The sequence below is a fragment of the Arthrobacter ginkgonis genome, from assembly GCF_039540195.1.
Lineage (GTDB): Bacteria > Actinomycetota > Actinomycetes > Actinomycetales > Micrococcaceae > Zafaria > Zafaria ginkgonis.
On the sequence record NZ_BAABEO010000008.1, the window covers coordinates 304,302 to 325,841 of the forward strand.

Annotated in this window: 14 protein-coding genes; all 14 read right to left on the reverse strand. The window is 71.5% G+C overall.

The features are described 5' to 3' along the window. Positions 1-10: 10 nt before the first annotated feature. Complete coding sequence (locus ABD912_RS03965; protein WP_345148636.1) at positions 11-4,189, reverse strand: DUF4011 domain-containing protein; 4,179 nt, start codon at positions 4,187-4,189, stop codon at positions 11-13. 223 nt (positions 4,190-4,412) lie between these two features. Next, a complete protein-coding gene (gene guaA, locus ABD912_RS03970) occupies positions 4,413-5,999 on the reverse strand; it encodes a glutamine-hydrolyzing GMP synthase (protein ID WP_345148637.1) in 1,587 nt (528 codons plus the stop codon). 63 nt (positions 6,000-6,062) lie between these two features. Further along, the gene (locus tag ABD912_RS03975; protein WP_345148639.1) at positions 6,063-7,214 is read right to left on the reverse strand and encodes an AI-2E family transporter; all 1,152 of its coding nucleotides are present in this window, start codon (positions 7,212-7,214) and stop codon (positions 6,063-6,065) included. Positions 7,215-7,312: 98 nt separating this feature from the next. Next, positions 7,313-8,251 carry a diacylglycerol/lipid kinase family protein gene (locus ABD912_RS03980; protein ID WP_345148640.1) on the reverse strand — a complete coding sequence of 313 codons (939 nt, stop codon included), beginning with the start codon at positions 8,249-8,251 and terminating at the stop codon, positions 7,313-7,315. Between the two features lie 37 nt (positions 8,252-8,288). Next, positions 8,289-8,756 carry a DUF3817 domain-containing protein gene (locus ABD912_RS03985; RefSeq protein ID WP_345148642.1) on the reverse strand — a complete coding sequence of 156 codons (468 nt, stop codon included), beginning with the start codon at positions 8,754-8,756 and terminating at the stop codon, positions 8,289-8,291. After that, positions 8,753-9,586: an SURF1 family protein gene (locus ABD912_RS03990; protein ID WP_345148643.1), complete on the reverse strand. Its 834-nt coding sequence runs from the start codon at positions 9,584-9,586 to the stop codon at positions 8,753-8,755. The genes ABD912_RS03985 and ABD912_RS03990 overlap by 4 nt, the downstream gene beginning before the upstream one ends. 108 nt (positions 9,587-9,694) lie before the next feature. After that, positions 9,695-11,473 (reverse strand): glycerol-3-phosphate dehydrogenase/oxidase, encoded by a 1,779-nt coding sequence (locus ABD912_RS03995; RefSeq protein WP_345148644.1) that lies wholly within the window; start codon positions 11,471-11,473, stop codon positions 9,695-9,697. A 5-nt stretch (positions 11,474-11,478) separates the two neighbouring features. After that, complete coding sequence (locus ABD912_RS04000) at positions 11,479-12,627, reverse strand: GuaB3 family IMP dehydrogenase-related protein (RefSeq protein WP_345148645.1); 1,149 nt, start codon at positions 12,625-12,627, stop codon at positions 11,479-11,481. Between the two features lie 227 nt (positions 12,628-12,854). Further along, positions 12,855-13,682, reverse strand: coding sequence for a class I SAM-dependent methyltransferase (locus ABD912_RS04005; protein WP_345148646.1), 828 nt, complete (start codon positions 13,680-13,682; stop codon positions 12,855-12,857). A 123-nt stretch (positions 13,683-13,805) separates the two neighbouring features. Then, positions 13,806-15,029 (reverse strand): BtrH N-terminal domain-containing protein, encoded by a 1,224-nt coding sequence (locus ABD912_RS04010; protein ID WP_345148647.1) that lies wholly within the window; start codon positions 15,027-15,029, stop codon positions 13,806-13,808. Between the two features lie 176 nt (positions 15,030-15,205). Further along, entirely contained in the window at positions 15,206-16,711 is a 1,506-nt protein-coding gene (guaB, locus tag ABD912_RS04015; RefSeq protein ID WP_345148648.1) for an IMP dehydrogenase, read from the reverse strand. Positions 16,712-17,150: 439 nt separating this feature from the next. Further along, the gene (locus tag ABD912_RS04020) at positions 17,151-18,782 is read right to left on the reverse strand and encodes a glycoside hydrolase family 10 protein (protein WP_345148649.1); all 1,632 of its coding nucleotides are present in this window, start codon (positions 18,780-18,782) and stop codon (positions 17,151-17,153) included. 87 nt (positions 18,783-18,869) lie between these two features. Then, on the reverse strand, positions 18,870-20,963 hold the full coding sequence (locus ABD912_RS04025; protein ID WP_345148651.1) for an acyltransferase family protein: 2,094 nt from the start codon (positions 20,961-20,963) through the stop codon (positions 18,870-18,872). A 375-nt stretch (positions 20,964-21,338) separates the two neighbouring features. Beyond that, the gene (locus ABD912_RS04030) at positions 21,339-21,497 is read right to left on the reverse strand and encodes a hypothetical protein (protein ID WP_345148653.1); all 159 of its coding nucleotides are present in this window, start codon (positions 21,495-21,497) and stop codon (positions 21,339-21,341) included. Between the last annotated feature and the right edge of the window lie 43 nt (positions 21,498-21,540).

Below are 21,540 nucleotides of genomic sequence, written 5' to 3' on the forward strand. Positions count from 1 at the left end.
AAGGGGCGGACTAGCTCCAGTGCGGCGGGCGTTGTTCCTGCAGCCAGCGGTCGCGGTCGCCTTCCCGCTCGCCCCAGGCGCGCGGGTCGTCCTCGGAGGCCACTCGCGGGACGACCCCGTCAACGGGGCCACCCGCGGAACGGCGGCCGCTGCCCTGCGGGAGCGTCGCACCCGCGCCGACCAGTTGCGACGTGCCGGTTTCCGATCGGCCCCCTGCGGGAGCCCCGGCCTCGGAAGCGCCGGCCTGCGGGTTCGGGCTTGCGGCGTCCTTCGGCGCGATCCCCGCGGCTTGGGCATGGCCCGCGGCAGGGGTGCCCCGCCCGGCAGTCTCCTGGGCGGATGCAGCTTGGGCGGAGGTGTCCTGGTCTGGGGTGCCCCGGGCAGCATCCTGCCGGGCCGGGCGGGAAGCGTGGGTGGGAGCGGATTCGGCCCGGCGGGGGCCTCCGCTGCGGTTGCCTGCCATGGCGTCCTCCTTGGCGCTGTCCTGTCCCCCATTGTCCGCCTGTTCCCTGCCAGGATCGAAGCCGGGGTCCGGATCGACCGCGGGCAACCCGAGGTGGGCGGCCAGCGTGTTGGCGATGGTGCCGGGATCGCTGAACACGTCGATGGTCCACAGCGGGATGTAGCGCCAGCCCATGGCCTCCAGCTGCTGGGGGCGCAGGCGGCTGCGCTCGCGCACGGTCATGCCGCGGTAGGCCTCGGTTCCGTCGGAGACCACCGCCAGCGGGGGGTGGTTGCCGGCGGCATCGACATCGGTGGCCTGGGCCGCCAGGTCCAGCACTCCGCGGTAGTGCTGGGCAACGGTGGCCCCGCGCCGGGCGAGCCGGTTCATCAGGTCCGCGACCAGCGGGTCCTTCAGCGGCGTGCCTTCCCCTTCCACCCCGGAGTCGCCGGAGAGCACCCGCCCGGCCAGCTCCAGGAAGCGGCGGGCACCGCCGCCGACCCGGTCCAGGTCGACGTCGGAGGGCAGGACGCCGGTGACCAGTTGCAGCAGGTCGCGCGAACGGGTGACGCCGGTGACGAACAGTTCGTCACCGCGCGCTCCGGAGAGCGGGCCGAAGTCGTGCAGGGCCTTGCCGTGCGGGGTGCGGCCGTAGCCGAGGGTGAAGATCACGGCGTCACGGACCAGCCCGTGGGCCCGTTCGACCGAGGACACCTGGAACGGCTCGTCGGCGCGCTTGAAGAAGTCGGCGGCCCAGGGGAAGTTGGGCAGCTGCAGGCGGATCGCCTCGGCAATCCGGGCGGCGTGGCGCTGGTTGGAGGCGATGACGGCCAGCGAACGGTTGGGGCGGCGGCGGATGTGCCCGAAGACCAGGTCGGCGACACGGTTGACCTCGGCGACGGTGGTTTCGATGCCCTCTCCGCCCTCGGGCAGGGCGGTGCCGTCGGCGACATACTCCACCGACAGCGAGGGGGTTCCCCCGCTCATGGCCCGCGCCGCGGGCAGGCGGCGCAGCGATCCGTCGTAGTACGCGCGGCCGAGGGCCTCGGTCAGGCCCTCGTCGACTCCGCGGTAGACGGTGCCCAGCCGGCGCAGGGGCAGCACCCCGGTCAGCGCGGTGAAGGTGCTCGCCGGCGGGGCCGGTTCGCGGGTGGAGGCCGTGGGATCGACGGAGACGTTGAAGCCGCGCGGGGAACCGAGCATGGAGTCGCCGAACGCGATCACCTGGCGGGAGCGGCTGATCGAGCCCAGCGCGGAACGCAGCGACAGGGCGTCGGCGTCGAGCAGGATCACGGCGTCGAAGTCGATGTCCGCCGGAACCTCGGCCGGAATCAGCAGCGGGGCTCCGATCCAGACCGGGACCAGGGAGTTGACCAGTCCCGTGCCGAGGTTGCCGAGCGCCTGCAGCGTGGGTTCCCCGTCCTTGAGCATGGCGCGCAGCTCGCGCGAGGCGGCGCGGTGGTCGGCCAGGGCGCCCTTCCAGCGTTTGGCCAGCAGCCACCGCAGGCGGGAGGCGCCCGAGGCGATGTGGGTGTTGTCGGCCAGGCGGTACTCGGCCTCGAGGCGGCGCAGGCGGGCACCGTCGGACATGGCGAGGTAGTCGTCGCCGCTGATCATGGCTTCGAGGGCGGACTGCCACCAGGCCAGTTCCAGCTCGTTGCCCACCAGTTCGGCGGCGACCTCGCGCTCGGAAAGGTCGTCCATGAGTTCGCTCAGGCCCTGCTCGCGCAGCTGCTCCTGGAGCAGGGTGCGTTCGGGCAGCGAGACCAGGGTCTCCTTCCCGGCGACCAGTTCCCGGAGCCGGACAAGCATGGTCTCCAGCGGAAGCCGGGGCAGCGCTTCCCGCTCCGGCGTGCGCGCCAGGACCTCGACGAGACGGTCCAGCCGCGCCTCGGCGTCGCGGTAGGCCGCGCCCAGCTCGGCCAGCCCGGTCGGCACCTGCGGGTGCCGCTGGCTGGTGGCGTAGCGGGCCCATTGCCCGCGCTGGCGCTGCACGGCCTGCAGCGCCTGGTGCAGGTCGGCGATGTGCACGCCGGGGCGCACGTATTCCTTGGCCACGCGGCGCAGCCGGGAACGGGTGATCGAGCTCATCTCGATCCCGTGTTCGCGCCGCCACTGGGTGGGGGCGGTGGCGCTGATCAGGTCGTCGACGTCGCGGTCGAAGATGTCGGGCTCGAACCGGTCGAGGCTGCCGCGGACGGCCAGCAGCAGGTCCAGCTGTTCGCCCCACTCGGCGAAGCTTTCGCCCAACTTGATCTCCGAGTGGGCGGCGACCTTGAGGATTTGTTCGTGCAGGGGCGGCAGGTCGGCCGCCAGGGACTCGGTGATCTCCAGCGCGTTTTCGGTCTCGCGGCGGTTGCGCAGGCGGGCTCCGTGCCAGGGGCTGGTCGCGGCGGCCCGGCTGAACCCGCCCAGCTCGGCGGCGCGGCGCAGCTTGGCCCCGGTTTCGTCGCGGCTGGTGATGTTGTCCAGGACGCTGCGCTTGAGCCGCACGGTGGTGGCCGGGGCGGGCTCGAGCGCGGTCAGGCGGGCCAGTTCCTGCATGGCCTGGTAGGGCGAGCACGCCCACCGGGCACGGACGTTGTGCAGCGAGCGCACGTGGTCCAGCAGCGCGTGGCGGTGGCCGGTGAGCGTGGCATGCAGCTTGTACAGCTGGGGTTCGGTGGCGCGTTCGTTGCGCAGGATGGCGCGGGTGAGCTGGTCGCGCAGCTCCTCGGGGCCGGTCTCCGGCGAAAGGCGCAGCGCCATGCTGTCCAGCCCGAGGTCGGCGAGGCGCTCGACCAGCCCATCGGCGGTCGCCCGCCGCTCGGCCACCACGAGCACCCGCTTGCCCTGTCCGGCGAGGATGGCTGCGGCGTTCACCGCGGTCTGCGTCTGGCCGGTCCCCGGGGGGCTGGAGACCACCACGGACTCCCCCGCCTCGACGAGGTCCAGGACCTCCTGCTGGGTGCCGTCGGCGTCGAGGACCAGCAGTTCGTCGGCGGGGTCGCGCTCGTCGCTGCTGAGCACGGTGACTTCGGGTTCGGGCACGTCCACCGGCCGGCCGGCATCGGCGTCCAGCAGCCGGGAGATGACGGGGTGGCGCACATCGAGGCGGGCGGGGTCGGCGGGGTCGTTGAGGTCGGCGAAGGTGGAGAGCATCAGCCGGTGTTCGATCACGGCGCCGCGCACGTCGGCGACGTCGCGGCGCAGCGAGTCCATGGCCAGGCGCGGGTCGAAGCGCGCCGTGGCGTAGGCGGAGGAGCGCAGCGCGTCGGCGTCGATGGCGACCCCGTGCACCTGGTCGAAGTAGCGGACCAGCGCGGGGTTGACCTCGGCCCGTCCGCTGAGCTGGATCTCGTAGTCGTCCTGGCCCTCGCGCAGGGAAAGCGAAATGCGTCCCAGCATCACGGGGGCGCTGAACTGTTCGCTGCGGCCGTCCTGGGTGGCGCGCCAGGTGGCCAGGCCGGCGGCGAGGTAGCCGACGTCGATCCCGCGGTCCTCGGACAGTTCCTCGACCTTGGCGCGCAGGGAGCGTGCGGCGCGACGGCCCACGGCGTACTGTTCCTGGTCGCGCAGCAGGGTGGACAGGCGGGTGCGGCGCCCGGCCAGGAACTGGGCCAGCCCCGACGGGTGGGCGTGCGTGAGGTCGATGCTGTTGGAGGAGGATCCGGCGAACCGCAGGAGCGTGTCCGTCCCGGCACCGGGACCGAGCTTCTCCAGCCATGCGGACAGCTCCGCGGCTCCGCCTTCCCGAGTCCCGTCCACGTGAACACATCCCTTCCCTGTTGTCGCCCCACCGTCGCCCCACTTGTCGTTCCGCGGGCGACGTCTCCCCCCGGACCCTACCTAACCTAGCCGAAAGCGGCCCCACCGTCGCTGACCGCAACGCGCAGGCGCCCGGACCGTGCCCGCGGGGAACCACGAGAAAGGGGAGGGACCGAAGCCCCTCCCCCGCTTCACGGACGTTCCGCGCCGCAGCGCCGAACGCCTACTCCCATTCGATCGTTCCCGGCGGCTTGCTGGTCACGTCGAGGACCACGCGGTTGACGCCGTCGACCTCGTTGGTGATCCGGTTGGAGATCCGGGCCAGCAGGTCGTACGGAAGCCGCGACCAGTCGGCCGTCATCGCGTCCTCGGAGGACACCGGACGCAGCACGATCGGGTGGCCGTAGGTGCGGCCGTCGCCCTGGACGCCCACGGAGCGGACGTCGGCGAGCAGCACGACCGGCATCTGCCAGACGTCGTTGTCCAGGCCGGCCGCGGTGAGCTCGGCGCGGGCGATCGCGTCGGCCTTGCGCAGCAGCTCCAGGCGCTCCTCGTTCACGGCGCCGATGATGCGGATGCCCAGGCCCGGGCCCGGGAACGGCTGGCGCTGGACGATCTCCGCTGGCAGGCCCAGCTGGGCACCCACGGCACGCACCTCGTCCTTGAAGAGGGTGCGCAGCGGCTCGACCAGCTCGAACTGCATGTCCTCGGGCAGGCCGCCGACGTTGTGGTGGCTCTTGATGTTGGCTGCACCCTCGCCGCCGCCGGATTCCACGACATCGGGGTAGAGCGTGCCCTGCACCAGGAAGCGGACAGGTTCGCCGGTTTCGGCGGCCTCGGCCATGATCGCGGCCTCGGCGGCCTCGAACGCGCGGATGAACTCGCGGCCGATGATCTTGCGCTTGGTCTCCGGGTCGGTGACGCCATCGAGGGCGCTGAGGAAGCGCTCCTGCTCGTCGGCGATGTAGAGCTTGGCGCCGGTGGCGGCGACGAAGTCCTTCTCCACCTGCTCGGCCTCGCCCTCGCGCAGCAGGCCGTGGTTGACGAACACGCAGGTGAGCTGGTCGCCGATGGCGCGCTGGACCAAGGCCGCGGCAACCGCGGAGTCCACGCCGCCGGAGAGGCCGCAGATTGCCCGGCCGGTGCCGACCTGCTCGCGGATCCGCTCGACCTGTTCCTCGACGATGTTGCCGGTGGTCCAGTCGGGCTTCAGGCCCGCGCCCTCGAAGAGGAAGTTCTCCAGGACCTTCTGGCCGAAGTTGGAGTGCTTCACCTCCGGGTGCCACTGGACGCCGAAGAGGCGCTTGGCCTCGTTGGCGAAGGCCGCGACGGGGGCGCCGGCGGTGGAGGCCAGGACCTCGAACCCTTCGGGGGCCGCACTGACGGCGTCGCCGTGGCTCATCCAGACGTTCTGCTCGTCCGGGATGCCCGCCAGGATCGACTTCGCACCGACGGTTGCGGTGGCATCGGTGGCGCCGTACTCGCGCAGGCCCGTCCGGGCCACCGTGCCGCCGAGTGCGTTCGCCATGGCCTGGAAGCCGTAGCAGATGCCGAAGACCGGCACTCCGGCCTCGAACAGCTCGGGGCCGACGCTCGGGGCGCCGTCGGCGTACACGCTGGAGGGGCCTCCGGAGAGGATGATCGCGGCCGGATTCTTGGCCAGGATCTGTTCGGTGGTGAAGGTGTGCGGGACGATCTCCGAGTACACGTTGGCTTCGCGTACGCGGCGGGCGATGAGCTGCGCGTACTGGGCCCCGTAGTCGACGACCAGAACCGGCTGGTGCTCTGGGGGGGTGGCTTGGTTGGTCACGGGTTCCAGTTTAGTCGCCCGCCGGACCGCGGCGCACCTTGGCGGGCCCGGACGTGACGGACCCTACGACGCCGGGCCGGCCGCCGTCGGGCCCGGGCCGCCCGCAGCCTCCCCGGCATCCCCGGGTGGCAGGGCAGTCCCGGCCTGCTCGGGCGGCTCCCGCCATACCTTGAGCACGGCCCACGCGACGGCGGTGACGGGCACGGCCAGCACGGCCCCGGCGATTCCGGCCAGGATGACGCCGGCGGCAAGCGCCAGCAGGATGACCAGCCCGTGCAGGCGCAGCGTCCGGCCCATGACGATGGGCTGCAGGATGTGGCCGTCCAACTGGTTCACCGCGATCACCACCGCGGCAACGATCAGCGCGACGGCCGGCCCGTTGGCGACCAGTGCCACCAGGGCGGCGAAGATGCCCGTGACGGTGGCGCCGACCATGGGTATGAAGCCGCCGAGGAAGACCAGGACGGCCAGTGGCAGGGCCAGCGGGACCTGCAGCACCAGCAGCGTCAGTCCGAGCGCCAGCGCCTCCACGAACGCAATGATCGCGGTGCCGCGCACGTACTTGCCCAGGACTTCCATGACCACGTCGCCCGAGCGGTGCAGCTTGTCCAGCCGGTCGCCGCTGAATCCGAGCAGGAAGAAGGCCCAGATCCGGTCCCCGTCCTTGAGGAAGTAGAAGAGCACCACGGCGCAGAGCAGCACGCCGGTGATGACTTCGGCGGCCGTGGACAGCCCGGAGAGCGCCCCCAGGCCGAACTGGCTGCTGCCGAGGAAGTCCCGCAGCGCCGCGGCCGCCTGGTCGATGGCCGTCTGCTCGATCGGCAGTGGCCCCTCAGCCAGCAGGCGCCGCAGTTCCTCCCACCCGGCGGTACCGGCCGCAACAAGGTTGTTCCATTCGCTGCGCACCGCGAAGACCAGCCCGGTGATTATTCCGCCGAGCACCAGCACAATGGCCAGGAAGGTGACCCAGGTCGCCAGGCCGGGCCGCAGGCCGCGGCGGCGCAGGTAGCCCACAACGGGGCTGAAGGCAGCGGCGAGAATGAGGGCGATCATCAGCGGGATGGCAATCAGCTTCAGCCGGACCAGCCCGTAGACGGCGACGGACACGGCAGTGAGCAGCAGAAGCAGCTGTGCTGCACGGATGGCCGGGCGGCCAAGCGTATCCGACCAGAGGGCTCCGGGTGACAGGGAGGGCCCGTAAGGGGATTGTGCCATCGTCGTGGCTCCTTCGTCAGGGCAATCGGGTGCGGGCCTTCTCCGTCCCGCACGCCCTATCCTCCACGTCGAGGGCCCGACACCCAAGCCCCTGCCGGTTAGCCCGGAATCGCCAAGGCGCCCGGGACGCTTTCGACGAGCACCGAGGTCCCGGCCGGGATCTGCAGGATTTCGCCGTCGATCTGGAACGGCACCGGGTCGACGACGGTGAAGGCGTAGCTCTTCACGCTGGCCTGCGGGCCCAGCCCCACCGTTACGGCACGCAGGGTCATCAGCGCCAGCCGCCACCGGCTGGCGTGCTGCATGGCAATCACCTCGAACCTGCCATCCATCGGTTGCCCGGATTCGCTGACGGTGCCGTACTTCGCCATCCCGGTGATGTTCGCCAGGATCAGGCTGTCGAATTCGGCACGCGCCCCGTCCGCGCGCACCAGTTCAACGGGCCGCAGCCGGGGGATCGTGCGGGCGACCGCGATGAGTTCGCGCAGCCTGCCCTTGCCGACCTCTTCGATGCCGATGGCCATGGCCGGGGTCACCCCGAAGCCGATGTAGGAGTGGGCGTATTGGGTCCGCCGTCCGCCGGGCGCTTCTCCTTCCGGAAAATCGAGGCTCAGGCGCAGCAGGTCCATCCGCCAGGTCCGGCCGCCGACGATGGCCTCGACAAGGGGCTGGGTGCTGGTGCTGCGCCGGTGGTCGTTTGCATTGCCGGCGGCCACCACCGCGCAGGGGGCCCGGCCGCCGCTATCCATCACGCCGTTGACGACCTCGTTGTATCCCCCATCGCCGCTGACCGACACGAGGAGCGGCCGCCCGTGGGCCGCGGCTGCGCGGGCCACTTCACGGGCATGGCCGGCGAAGGCGGTGGGCAGCATCTGCACCGGGACGTCCGGCAGCCGCTCCGCCAGTTCGGCGCGCAGGGCGTGGGCGGTGTGGACTGGCTTCTTGGCGGGGTCCGGGTTGAAGACCAGAACGATGCGGTCAAAGGGCGCCTCCGCCGCAGCGTGCCCGTTGGACGGACCTTCGGGCACGTGGACCATGACTGCGGCTCCTTCAGGCCTAGGGGCGGGCGCCGGCTCAGTAGCGTTTGGCGGCCTCGGGGTGGGTGGCGAGCTCGCGCTCGACCTCCTTGTGGACCTTGGCCTCCATGATGAAGGACAGCGCCGGCACCACGCCGCCGAGGGCGATCGTGACGAACCGGGTGAACGGCCAGCGCATGAGGCTCCAGAGCCGGAAGTCGGCGATGAGGTAGGCGACGTACATCCAGCCGTGGACGATCAGCACCGCGGTGGAGAGGTTGAAGCCTCCCTCGAAGGAGTCGGCGGGCAGGAAGCCGAACGTGTTGGGAGTGCCGTCGGCAGTGGTGCCGCCCAGGACGATCTCGGTGCCGAAGGCGTACTTCGCGACCATCTCCACCACCACCAGCAGCAGCATGACGCCGGTCGCATAGGCCAGGACCTTGTACGCCTTGGCTGCGCTGCGGATCTGGGCGGGGGTGCCGGCGAAGCGGCGCTTCTTCTGGGCGGGTACGGTCTGCTCGGTCATGCCTGTTCCTTTTCCGGGATGGTCTGCTGGGTGTCCTGCGCCGGCGCGTCCGGTGCCTCGGTGCTGCGCAGGGCCGCGGCCGCGTCCTCGAGGTCCTCCTGCTGGCGCCGGTAGTCGTCGGCGACCAGGCGGTACCAGAGGAACACCGCGAAGCCCGCGAAGACGAACCACTCGATGCCGTAGAACACGTTCAGCCAGTTGATCTGCTGTTCCTGCGGCTGGGGCCCGACGTGGACGGGCTCCAAGCCCGTGGTGGCGGCCCCGGCGTCGGCTCCGGCCTCGGTGGCGACGCCGAAGGCCACCACGAAGCCGCTGTACGCCGGCACGTCCCAGAGGTTGATCAGCTGGGCGGCGGACACGGCCCCCAGCGCCCCGGACACGGGTTCCTCGATGGGCGATTCGGTGGGCAGCAGCCGTCCAGTCAGGTCCAGCTGTCCGGACGGCGCGTCCCGGGGCGCGGAGGCGTCGGCCTGCCAGCCGCGCACGACGGCGATGGTCTCCCCTTCCGGGGCACCGTCCACGGCGAAGGGCGCAACGACCCAGAACCCCTTTTCGCCCTGCTGGAGCCTGTCGCGGACCAGGACCTGCTTGCCCGGGAGGAACCGGCCGCTGGCGGTGACGATCTGGTCCGCCTGGAAGCCCATCATCTCCTCGTGCGGGCGGATGTGGCCGGTCAGCGGGACCGCGGTCTCGGTGGTGCTCGGCGGCGGCGGGGCGGCGCTCTGGGAGCGGTTGAACTGCCACTGGCTGAGGAGGACGAAGCCAGAAGCCACGAGGAGCGCCCCCAGCAGGGCAAGGATCCATTGGGGCTTCAGGGCGGTTTTCAACACCCTTTAACGGTACTTCGGACGGGCTCGGTTCGGCGAACCGGGTCCCTGTGACCCCCGCGACGGGCCCTAACGACTACCAGTCTCCCCGTTCACGACCTGCCCCGCGCGCTAGTCTCGGACCGGAACGATGTCCTCGACGTTCGTGCGGGTCCGGTCCGCGGAGACGTCGTCGGGCTGTTCCTGGCTGGCCCGTTCGGCCTCGACGCGGGCCAGGTAGTGGCGGACCTCGCGCTCGACCTGCGCGGTGCTCCACCCCAGCAGCGGCGCCATGAGCCGGGCGACCTCGGGGGCGGCGGAAACGCCCCGGTCCCAGGACTCGATGGAGATGCGGGTGCGCCGGGTGAGGACGTCGTGGATGTGCCGGGCACCCTCGTGGGTGGTGGCGTAGACCGCCTCGGCGGCCAGGTAGTCGTCGGCGCCGGGCAGCGGCCGGGCCAGTTCCGGGTCGGCGGCGATGAGCGCCAGCACGTCGCGGGCCAGCGACCCGTACCGGCCCAGCAGGTGTTCGACGCGGGCCACGTGGACGCCGGCCTCGCGGGCCATCCGGTGCCTGCTGTTCCACGCCGCCGTGTACCCCTCGGCGCCAAGCAGCGGGATGTCCTCGGTGCACGACGGCGGGACCTGGCGGTCCATCGCCCGCACCGCCTCGTCCACCGCGTCGCGGGCCATGATCCGGTAGGTGGTGTACTTGCCGCCGGCAACCACCACGAGCCCGGGCACCGGATGGGCCACGACGTGCTCGCGGGAGAGCTTGGCGGTGGAGTCGGACTCCCCGGCCAGCAGGGGCCGCAGGCCGGCGTAGACGCCTTCGACGTCCTCGCGGGTCAGGGGCCTTTTGAGCACCCGGTTCACGTGCTCCAGCAGGTAGTCGATGTCCCGGCTGGAGGCCGCCGGGTGGGCCTTGTCCAGGGTCCATTCGGTGTCCGTGGTGCCGATGATCCAGTGCCGGCCCCAGGGGATGACGAACAGCACCGACTTCTCGGTGCGCAGGATCAGGCCCACCGTGGACTGGAACCGGTCCCGCGGGACCACCAGGTGGATGCCCTTGGAGGCGCGGACCTTCAGCCGCCCGCGGTCGGTGACCATCGCCTGGGTCTCGTCGGTCCACACGCCGGTGGCGTTGAGCACCTGCCGGGCGCGGACGTCGAACTCCTCGCCGGTCTCCTGGTCCTGGACCCTGGCCCCGACCACGCGTTCGCCCTCGCGGAGGAAGCTCACGGCCTTGACCCGGTTGGCCGCCCACGCCCCGTACTTCGCGGAGGTGCGCACCGCGTCCACGACCAGGCGCGCGTCGTCGACCTGCGCGTCGTAGTAGCGGATGGATCCGACGAACGCGTCGTCCTTGAGCGACGGGGCGCTGCGCAGCGTGGCGCGGCGGGACAGGTGCTTGTGGAAGGGGACGCCGCGGCCGTGCCCGGACGCCAGGGACAGCGCGTCGTACAGCGCCACCCCGGCGCCGACGTAGGCGCGTTCGGCGAAGCGGCCGGTCAGCGGGTAGAGGAAGGGCACCGGGCGGACCAGGTGCGGGGCGATCCGCTCGATCAGCAGCCCGCGCTCCTGCAGCGCCTCGCGGACCAGCGCGAAGTCGAGCATTTCCAGGTAGCGCAGTCCGCCGTGGATCAGTTTGGAGGAGCGCGAGGAGGTTCCGGCGGCCCAGTCGCGCGCCTCGACGATCGCCACGTCCAGCCCGCGGGTGGCCGCGTCGAGCGCGGCCCCGGCGCCGACGACGCCACCGCCGACGATCAGGAGGTCCAGCTCCTGTCCGCCCGCCGCGGCGGTGCCCTTCATCGCCTCCAGCGAGGCGGCACGGAACGCGGGGCCCAGTTGGCCGGTGTGCTGGTCACCGGCCTGGCCGCCTGCTGGGGCACCCGCCGCGTTCCGCGCCATGGGCGTCAGACGGACTCGTACGGGGACACGACCACGTCCACCCGCTGGAACTCCTTGAGGTCCGAGTAGCCGGTGGTCGCCATCGAGCGGCGCAGCGCGCCGACCAGGTTGGAGGTGCCGTTGGTGTGGCTGGAGGGGCCGAAGAGCAGCTGCTCCATCGGGCCGACGGTTCCCACGTAGGCGCGGTCGCCGCGCGGGGAGGTCTCGTGGTGCGCCTCCGCGCCCCAGTGCCAGCCCTGCCCGGGGGCCTCGTCGGCGCGGGCCAGCGCGGTGCCCAGCATCACGGCGTCCGCGCCCATGGCGATCGCCTTGACGATGTCGCCGCTGGTGCCCAGGCCGCCGTCGGCGATCACGTGCACGTAGCGTCCGCCGGACTCGTCCAGGTAGTCGCGGCGGGCCGCGGCGACGTTGGAGATCGCGGTGGCCATCGGAGCGTGGATGCCCAGCTGGCGGCGGGTGGTGCCGGTGGCTCCCCCACCGAACCCGACCAGGACGCCGGCCGCGCCGGTGCGCATCAGGTGCAGGGCCGGGGTGTAGCCGGCGGCGCCGCCGACGATCACCGGGACGTCGAGTTCGTAGATGAACTGCTTGAGGTTCAGCGGTTCGGTGGTCTTGGAGACGTGCTCGGCGGAGACGGTGGTGCCGCGGATCACGAAGATGTCGACGCCGGCGGCGACGACGGTCTTGTAGTGCTCCTGGGTGCGCTGCGGGGTGAGCGCGCCGGCCACCGTGACGCCGGCGTCGCGGATCTCGGCCAGGCGGGAGGTGATCAGTTCCGGCTGGATCGGCGCGGAGTACAGCTTCTGCAGGCGCTTGGTCACCGCGGGGCTGAAGTGCGCCGCTTCCAGCTCGGCCTCGAGGGCGACGATCTCGGCCAGCACCGGGCGGGGGTCCTCGTAGCGGGTCCACAGGCCCTCGAGGTTCAGCACGCCCAGGCCGCCGAGCCGGCCCAGCGCGATCGCGGTTTCCGGGCTCATCACGGAGTCCATCGGCGCACCCACGATCGGGGTGGAGAACTGGTAGGCGTCGATCTGCCAGTTGACCGAGACGTCCTGGGGGTCGCGGGTCCGGCGGTTGGGGACGATCGCCACGTCGTCCAGGGAGTAGGCCCGCAGTCCGCGCTTTCCGCGCCCGATTTCAATCTCGTAAGTCACCGGCCCAGCTTATCAGCGCGCCCCGCCCGCTCATTTCCGCCAAGCGCGGGGCAGCCGGGTCCCTGCGTGGCGACGAAGTCGACACGAAAGGGCCTGCCCAGCAAGCGCGGGGCAGCCGGGTCCCTGCGTGGCGACGAAGTCGACACGAAAGGGCCTGCCCAGCAAGCGCGGGGCAGCCGGGTCCCTGCGTGGCGACGAAGTCGACACGAAAGGGCCTGCCCCGCGCGCTACCGGCCCGCGCGCCGGGCGACGATGACGGTGGGTGCCAGCGCCCCCGATTCGATGGCCCGGCGCAGGTTGGCCAGGCGGGTCCCCATGTTGGGGCCCATCACCACTTCCGGCCCCAGCGGCTCCCCCTCGGCGGAGCGGGCGGGCGGCTGGTCGAGGAAGGCGAGCGCCTCGGCGCTGCGGTCGCGCGTGCTGTCCACCGCGAAGCCGGCCCCGGCGAGCGCGGCGTCGTACTCGGCCACGCTGCGCACGAACGAGTCCCCGGCCGAGGAGGCCCACGGCATCGGGTACTCGGCCGTGTCCCCGTCCCGCGCCATGATGTCGTAGATCGCGAAGACCCCCTGCGGGTGGAGCACCCGCGACACCTCGGCGAACACGCGTGCCTTGTCGGCGATGTTCATGCCCACGTGGATCAGGGTGACGGCGTCGAAGGCTCCGGCGTCCAGCCCGCTGTCGGCGGCGCTGGCCCGGGTCACGGTGATCGCGCTGGAGAGTCCGCAGCGTTCGTTCAGCTCGGTGGCGAGGTCCACGAATTCGGGGGTCACGTCCACGGCGTGGACCACGGCCCCGTGCTTGCCGGCGAAGATCCGGGCGGGCCCGCACAGGCCCGAGCCGAAGTCGGCCACCCGGGTGCCGGCGCCGATGCCGGCGTCGTGCACCAGCTCCTCGGTGGCCGCGACCCCGCCGGTGTGCAGCTGGTCCAGAGGCACCAGGTCCGCGGCGCTGAGGTTGTCCGGGTCCTTGCCCGCGCCGCGCAGGGCGGCGAAGACGCGCTCGCGCAGCGTCCCGGAGGAATAGTGGTCGACGACGGCCTGGACAGATCCCATGGTGTCCTCCACAGCTGGTTGCTCCACAGTAGTTTGCTCCACGGTGCGGCACACCTGCACGCCGGTGTGCCGGTTCCTGCCCTCATGCTAGGACGGCGCACACACCCCGCCAACCCCGGGGCGTCAGCCGGTGACCGTCGCCAGCGCCGAAGCCAGTCCGCGGGCGGCTGCCTCTTCGGCATCGGCCAGGTCCTCGGCCAGGTCCGCCAGGCGCGCGAAGTGCGCGGTCCGCTCCTCCACCGTCACCGCCGGGTCCACCGCGGCGGCGAGCGCGTCCCACCGCGGAGCCAGCGCGCGGTACGCCTCGGCCGATTCCGCCAGCGGGGCCAGGCCCGGCAGCGCCGAGGCCTCCGCCAGGAAGTCGGCGTAGAGCCCGCGCAAGCCTCCCGCCCCGGAGAAGCGGTTGGAGGTGAGGAACCCGGACAGCTGGGCCATGCCGTTGCGCAGCCGCGCCTCGTCGGCGAACATCGCCGTCCAGCCCTTCTTGGTGGTGGTGTCGCGCAGGCGCTCGGCCCAGGTGCGCATCCCGGCAACCCCGAAGTTCTTGGCGAAGTGCGCCGGGATCCCCTCCAGTTCGCGGGTTCCCAGCAGCCTCCCGGTGGTCTGCCCGATCGCCTCCAGGACGTTCAGCCGCAGCACCTTCACGCGCGGGCTCAGCGCCTGCGGAGCCCAGGCGGAGAAGTGCTTGTCCTTCTTGCTGGCCCGCCGGGCCGCGGCCAGCTGGTCCGGGGAGATCAGCTGCAGGGCGCCGGATCCGTCGTCCACCAGGTAGTCGTCCCCGTGCTCGCCCACCACGGCGATGTCCAGCGAATCGCTCTCCTCCACGGCTTCGCCGTCGATCCACGGCAGGGCCGCATGGGTGACGCGCACCACGACGGCGCGGCCGGCGTCGAGCCCCGCGTCCAGGTGGTCCTGGGCCTGCTTCGCGCTGTTGGTGGTGCGCTGGGTGACCGGCACCCCGCAGCGCTCCAGCAGGTTGGCCGTGTACGGCTCGGGGTGGGCCCGCGTCACCACGGTCACGGTGGTGGTTTCGGCGTATTCGAAGGTGAACACCATAAAGCCGATGCCGCCGGCAAGCCCGGCCAGCAGGGCCTGGCTGAGCGGCTGGCCGGTGACCGGGTGAGTGACGCCGGCCTGCGTGAGCACGCGATGCCACAGCCCGGCGTCGTACTGCACCACGTCCGCCGGCGCCGGGTACTCGGGCAGTTCCGCCTCGTCGACGAAGCCCGTCTCGGCCTCCTGGGCCTTCGGCGCGTTCATGAGCTTCTTGCGCGCCGTGGTGTAGGACTCCCCCGTCTTGGCCATGCGCTCGCGGACCATCTTCTTGAGCTGTTTGGGCTGGGGCATGGAAACTCTTTCCTTTGGGTCTCGCTGGTGCGCAGGGCGTGCCGGGGTGGTCCCGGGGGTGCGCAACGGACGGAACCCTCCTGCCGGGGACCGAGGTCCCGGGCAGGAGGGTTCCGTGCGGTGGCAAGTCTAGACGCCGAGGGGCCCCGCCCGAGGGCGGGGAGGCGTCGAAGACGCTAGCGCGAACGGTAGTTCGGCGCCTCGACGGTCATCATGATGTCGTGCGGGTGGGATTCCTTCAGCCCGGCCGCGGTGATGCGGACGAACTTGCCGCGGGCCTTCAGCTCCGGGATGGTGCGCCCGCCCACGTAGAACATGGTCTGGCGCAGACCGCCCACGAGCTGGTGGGCGACCGCGGAGAGCGGGCCGCGGTAGGGCACCTGGCCCTCGATGCCTTCGGGGATCAGCTTCTCGTTGGAGGGCACGTCCGACTGGAAGTAGCGGTCCTTGGAGTAGGAGGTGTTCTTGCCGCGGGTCTCCATGGCGCCCAGGGAGCCCATGCCGCGGTAGGCCTTGAACTGCTTGCCGTTCATGAACACCAGGTCGCCCGGGGACTCGGCGGTGCCGGCCAGCAGGGAGCCGAGCATCACGGAGTCGGCGCCGGCCACCAGGGCCTTGCCGATGTCGCCGGAGTGCTGCAGGCCGCCGTCGGCAATGACCGGCACGCCCGCGGGGATCGCGGCCTTGGCGGCTTCGTAGATGGCGGTGACCTGCGGGACGCCGACGCCGGCGACGATGCGGGTGGTGCAGATGGAGCCCGGGCCGACGCCGACCTTGATCGCGTCCGCGCCGGCGTCGATCAGCGCCTGCGCGCCCTCGCGGGTCGCCGCCTGGCCGCCGATGACGTCCACGTGCGCGGCCTTCGGGTCCTTCTTCAGGCGGGCGATCATGTCCAGCACGCCCTGGGAGTGGCCGTTGGCGGTGTCCACCACCAGCACGTCGACCCCGGCCTCGACCAGCGTCATCGCCCGGTCGTAGCCCTCGCCGAAGAAGCCCACGGCCGCGCCCACGCGCAGCCGGCCCTCGTCGTCCTTGCTGGCGTTCGGGTACTGCTCGGCCTTGTCGAAGTCCTTGACGGTGATCAGGCCCTGGAGCACGCCCTCGTCGTTGACCAGCGGCAGCTTCTCGATGCGGTGCTTGCCCAGCAGGTGGACGACCTCGTCCCGGGACACGCCGACCTTCGCGGTGATCAGCGGCATCGGGGTCATCTTCTCGAAGACCTTGGTGGTCAGGAACTCCGAATAGGGCACGAACCGGGTGTCGCGGTTGGTGATGATGCCCAGCAGCTTCTTGTCGACGTCGACCACCGGCAGGCCGGAGACCCGGTAGTGCGCGCAGAGGTCGTCGAGTTCCTTCAGCGTGGCGTCCGGGCTGATGGTCACCGGGTCGGTGATCATGCCGGATTCGCTGCGCTTGACCTGGTCCACGTGGTTGGCCTGGTCCTCGATGGAGAGGTTGCGGTGGATGATGCCGATGCCGCCCTGGCGGGCCAGCGCGATCGCCATCGGGGCCTCGGTGACGGTGTCCATGGCGGCGGAAAGCAGCGGGATGTTGATGTTGATCCGCTTGGTCAGCCGCGTGGTGGTGTCCGCCTCCGACGGGATGACGTCCGTCGGGCCGGGCAGCAGAAGGACGTCGTCGTAAGTCAGTCCTTCAAAGGCGAACGGGTTGAACTCGGTCACGGGGGGCCTTTCGCACGAGGGGGTTTCGTACCATCCTAGAACGCGCGCCGGGCTTGCGGCATTCCGCCGGTTCCCCACTGTGCCCAACGCCACGTCCCTGCGGCTGGAGCACGACGGCGGGCGGCTGCCCCGGCGCTCCGCGGGGCCCGCACCCCGTACAGCGCGGCACTCGCCTCCGGCGCTGCGCAGGGCCCGCCGCGGGCAAGGATTTCCACGGCCGTGGGCGGCCTTGGAAATCCGCTGCCCGCTTCCCGGGCCCCGCTTCCCGGGCCCCGCTTACCGGGCCCCGTGCGGAAAGGCGCCTTGTCCCAAGGGCTCCAAGGCCGGGCCGTGAACCATCTTGCGCGAATGGCTGGAACGGCTCGGTCATTCCAGCCATATCCGCAAGACGGTTGGCCGCGGCCGAACTTTGGGTGATGCTCCGGGCCAACCCCGCCGCTCAGGCGCGGATGAAGATGCAGGTGGCGTTGGCGGAGTCCATGCCGGTCTGGCTGACCGACTGGATCATGTACCAGTAGGTGCGCCCCGGCACGGCCCCGGTGTCCAGCCAGCTCTGGGTGCCGGCGGTGCGCCGGGGCACCGCGCGCAGGTAGGTGGCGGTGGACTGGATGTTGGGCACCACGGAGCCGGTGGATTCCCAGCGCCAGATCGCGATCAGCGTGGGGTCTTCGCCGGTGGTGCCGGAGGTCCAGGTCAGCCGGACGCCGGTGCCCTCGCGGACCGCGGACTTGATCACGGGCGTGGCGGGGCGGCCGGCATTCAGCTGCGGGAACGGGACGGGAAGGGCAGGGCGGGCGTAGTGCCTCGCGGCCAGGATGCCGATCGCGTTAAGCTTGTTCGCCCGGAACGCGGTGGTGTTGTAGAAGCAGTGCCCCCGCACCGCCGGGACGCCGCGGGCCTTGGTGAGGTGGTCGCGTAGCTCGTTAGGGTCCAGCCACGCGGCCGGGGAGGCGTCGCCGACCTTGTAGGCGGCCTCGCCGGTGTAGAGCTTCACCGCGGTTCCGGCCACCTGCTTGGCCCACCAGTCGACCAGCACGTTGTAGTTGGCCACCGGGTACCCCTGGTACCAGTACAGCTGCGGGGTGATGTAGTCCACCCACCCCTCTTTGACCCACTTCCTGCTGTCCGCATAGAGGGCGGAGTAGGACTCCAGCCCGCTGGTTGCGGAACCGAGGCTGCTGGAGGAGGAGTTGCGCCAGATCCCGAACGGGCTGATCCCGAACGCGACCCGCGGCTTCACGGCCTTGATCGCCGCCTTGGTGTCCCGGATGAAGACGTCGATGTTGTTGCGCCGCCAGCTGGCCACGGAGGTGAAGGCGCCCTTGTGGGCGGCGTAGGCCGCGGCGTCGGGAATCGCCTGGCCGGCCATCGGGTAGGGATAGAAGTAGTCGTCGAAGTGGATGCCGTCGACGCCGTAGTTCCGGACCAGGTCCACCACCACGGAGCGGATGAAGTTGCGCACGGCGGGAATGCCGGGGTTGTAGTAGCGCTTGCCCCCGTAGGCGAAGCTCCACGTGGGGTTCGTCCGGGCCGGATGGGAGGCCACCAGCGAATTCAGGCTGGTGTCCATCGCCACGCGGAACGGGTTGATCCACGCGTGCAGCGCCAGCCCGCGCTTGTGGGCCTCGGCGATGGCGTAGGCCAGCGGGTCGTAGCCGGGGTCCTTGCCCTGGGTGCCGGTGAGGTACTTCGACCACGGCTCCGCCAACGTGGACTTCCACATCCGGTCGGCCGTGGGCCGGACCTGCAGCAGCACGGCATTGAGGTTGCGCTTGCGGGCCAGGTCCAGGATCGAGCGCAGCTCGGCCTGCTGCGCCGCGGCGCTCAGCCCGGTCCTGGAGGGCCAGTCGATGTTGACCACGCTGGCGGCCCACAGCCCGCGGAATTCGGCCTTCGGGTAGACGGTGCTGGTGGCCGTGTTGCGGGCGGCCACCGTGTAGACGCGGTTGCGCACGACGGCGGCGGGAGCCGCCGCGGCGGCCGGTCCCGCCAGGCCGGCGGCAAGCCCCGCCCCGGCCAGCCCCGATCCGGCCAGCACGGCGGTAAGCACCTCACGGCGCGAAAGTTCCATGGTGCACCCCCCAGGTGCGGCACAGTCGGACTGTGCCGTGAGGTCAGGCTACGCCCGGGGAACACCTTGGCCAAGTGGCCTGGTCCACTACCAGTCCAGCGCCGCCTTGAAGCGTTCCTCGAACACCGGGGAGGTCGTGGCCGTGTAGGTCTTGGACAGGTGGGACTGGTCTATGTACACCAGCACGTTGCCGATCACCGGCCGGCAGACCTCGTCGTCGCAGATCTGGTCGGTCATTTCGAAGAAGCCCAGCCCGGCATAGGCCCGGTCACCCTTGAGCCTGTCCCGCAGCTCCTCCAGCGGGGACTCGGCGGCGATGGCGGCGTCGCGCTCCACGGTGCAGGCGGCGGATTCGGGGCCGTTCAGGTCCACGCATTCGGGAACCATGAAGTCGAAGCGCGCCGTGTCGCGCATCCCGGCAACGCGGATCCCGGCCTCCAGCCACGGCCTGACGCCCTCGAGGTAGCCCGGCGTGACGCGTTCGGGCGCCCCGAAGGAGGCCGTCAGGGACGCCAGCGTGAGCACGGCGTCGGGCCGGTGCTCCAGCACGTAGGCGGAGGCGGCCTCATTGAAGCCGTTGCAGGCCTCGTCGCGTTCCGGGCTTTCCGCACCGAAACGGCATCCCGGACGGTGCACCATGACCACCAGCCAGCCGTTGCGCTCGGCGGCCGGACGCAGCGCGGGAATCCAATGCTGGGCGTGGGAATCGCCCACCACGAACACCGTCTTGCGGGCGGTGGCCGGGTCTCCCGCCATGTAGCACTGGTCGATCCTGGCGTCGCCGGGCGCGTACTCCCCCTCGCACGGGCCGTCGAATTCGGCCCATTCGGCGTCCAGTTCGGTGGTCAGGGGAAGCACCGCCGCCGCGGGGCTGCCGCCGTATTCGAAGCCGGGGCGCAACGCCTCGGCACCGGGGTTGTCCTGCGCCGTCTGCGTCCCGGCCATCCGCTCGTAGGCGGCGACGCGCGCCTCCCATCCGCTAAGCGGGGCGGCGACCACCGCCAGCAGCACGGCAACCACCAGGCCCAGCCGCCGGCGTCGTACCGTGGGCCAGCGCCACGAGCGCAGCGGAGTCTCCACCGCCTTGGTGGTGGCCCACGCCAGCGCCAGGGAAAGGGCGATCACCGCGGCGCCTCCGGCCGGCCCCGGGCCGGCGGTCTGCCGCGTGGCCAGGTAGATGACCAGGATCGGCCAGTGCCACAGGTACAGGCCGTAGGAGATGTCCCCGAGCCGGGTCAGCGGGCGGAGCGAGAGCAGGCGGTCGGCGCCGAAACGGCTGCCGGTCCCGCCGGCGGCGATGACCGCCGCGCCGGCCAGCGTGGGCCACAGCGCCACCCAGCCGGGGAAGGACTGCTGAACCTGCAGCACGATTCCGCAGGAGAGCATGGCCGCCAGCCCGGCCCAGCCAAGCCCCACCCGCACCGCGGAGGGCAGCTTCGCGGCGTACGGGAGCGCCAGGGCCAGCAGCGAACCGAGGGCGAACTCCCACAGCCGGGCGCGGGTGTCGAAGTAGGCCCAGGCCTGGTCCGCGGCGGTGACCTGGATCGAGTAGGCCAGCGAAACCGCGAAGATGGCCCCGAACGCGGCCGCCGCCACCGCCCGGAACCCCGGCGCCCGGAGGCCGTGCCGGCGGGCCAGCACGCACATTCCGCGCCACAGCGCGGCGCAGGCGGCGAACACCAGCGGCCAGAGGATGAACACCTGGCCTTGGATGGACAGGGACCAGAAGTGCTGGAGCGGACTGGCGGTGGAATGGTCCGCGGCGTAGTAGTCGACCGCCGCCTCGGCGAGCGCCCAGTTCTGGACGTAGAAAAGGCTGGCCCAGGACTGGCCGAAGATCTCCGGCCAGCGGCTGCGCGGCAGCAGGTTCGCGGTGGCGGCGAGCACCGCAAGCAGGACCACGACGGCGGCGGGCAGCAGCCGCCGGAACAGGTTCAGCCAGTAGGCGGGCAGCCTGAGCGGGCGCCCCGCCTCCACCTTGCGGACGAAGGATCCGGTGAGCAGGAACGCCGAGATGAGCAGGAAGACGTCCACGCCCCCGGAGACCCGCCCCAGCCACACGTGGTAGACCACGACCATCAGCACCGCCAGGGCGCGCAGTCCCTGGACGTCCGGGCGGTACCCGGGCTTGCCGCTGGCGGCGCGGCCCGGATGGGCAGGGCCGGCTTGGGGAGGGCTCATCTGGGCCGGTTTTGCATGGGCAGGGCGCGCTGGAGCCACGTCGTGCACCTTCCGTGGTGGATCGGTCTGCTGTTTCCCCCGGCGGGTTGCCCCACCCCGAGCAGAAAATTTTACCAGCGGGCCGCGCCGCCCGGGCGCGGAGAAGGGTGCGCGCCGTCACGTGCCGTGCCGCAGGCCGGCCCCTCCCGCCCCCTGGAGCCCTTCGATAGGGCGCAGCCGTCCGACAGGACGCGCTCGCCACCACAGGGCCAAAACAGGACGACGGCGGAGCCGCACCCGACGCATGCGTGCATGCGTCGGGGCGGCCCCGCCGTCGTTGGCCTGGCTTGGCCCGCCTAGGGGGACCCCACGACTAGTGGGGACCCGCCGAACGGCTTAGTACGGCCAGTTGCCACCGTTGACGGTGACGTTGTACGGCCAGTTGCCACCGGCGTTGGCGTCGTCGGTGGAGGCGGAGCCTGCAGCGGCACCGCCGGCAACGAGGGCAGCGGCAACCGCAAGGGCTGCCGCGGACTTCATCAGGAACTTCTTCACTTTTTCACCTTTGTTTGTGGTGTGGGTTGTGGCGTTACTGGCC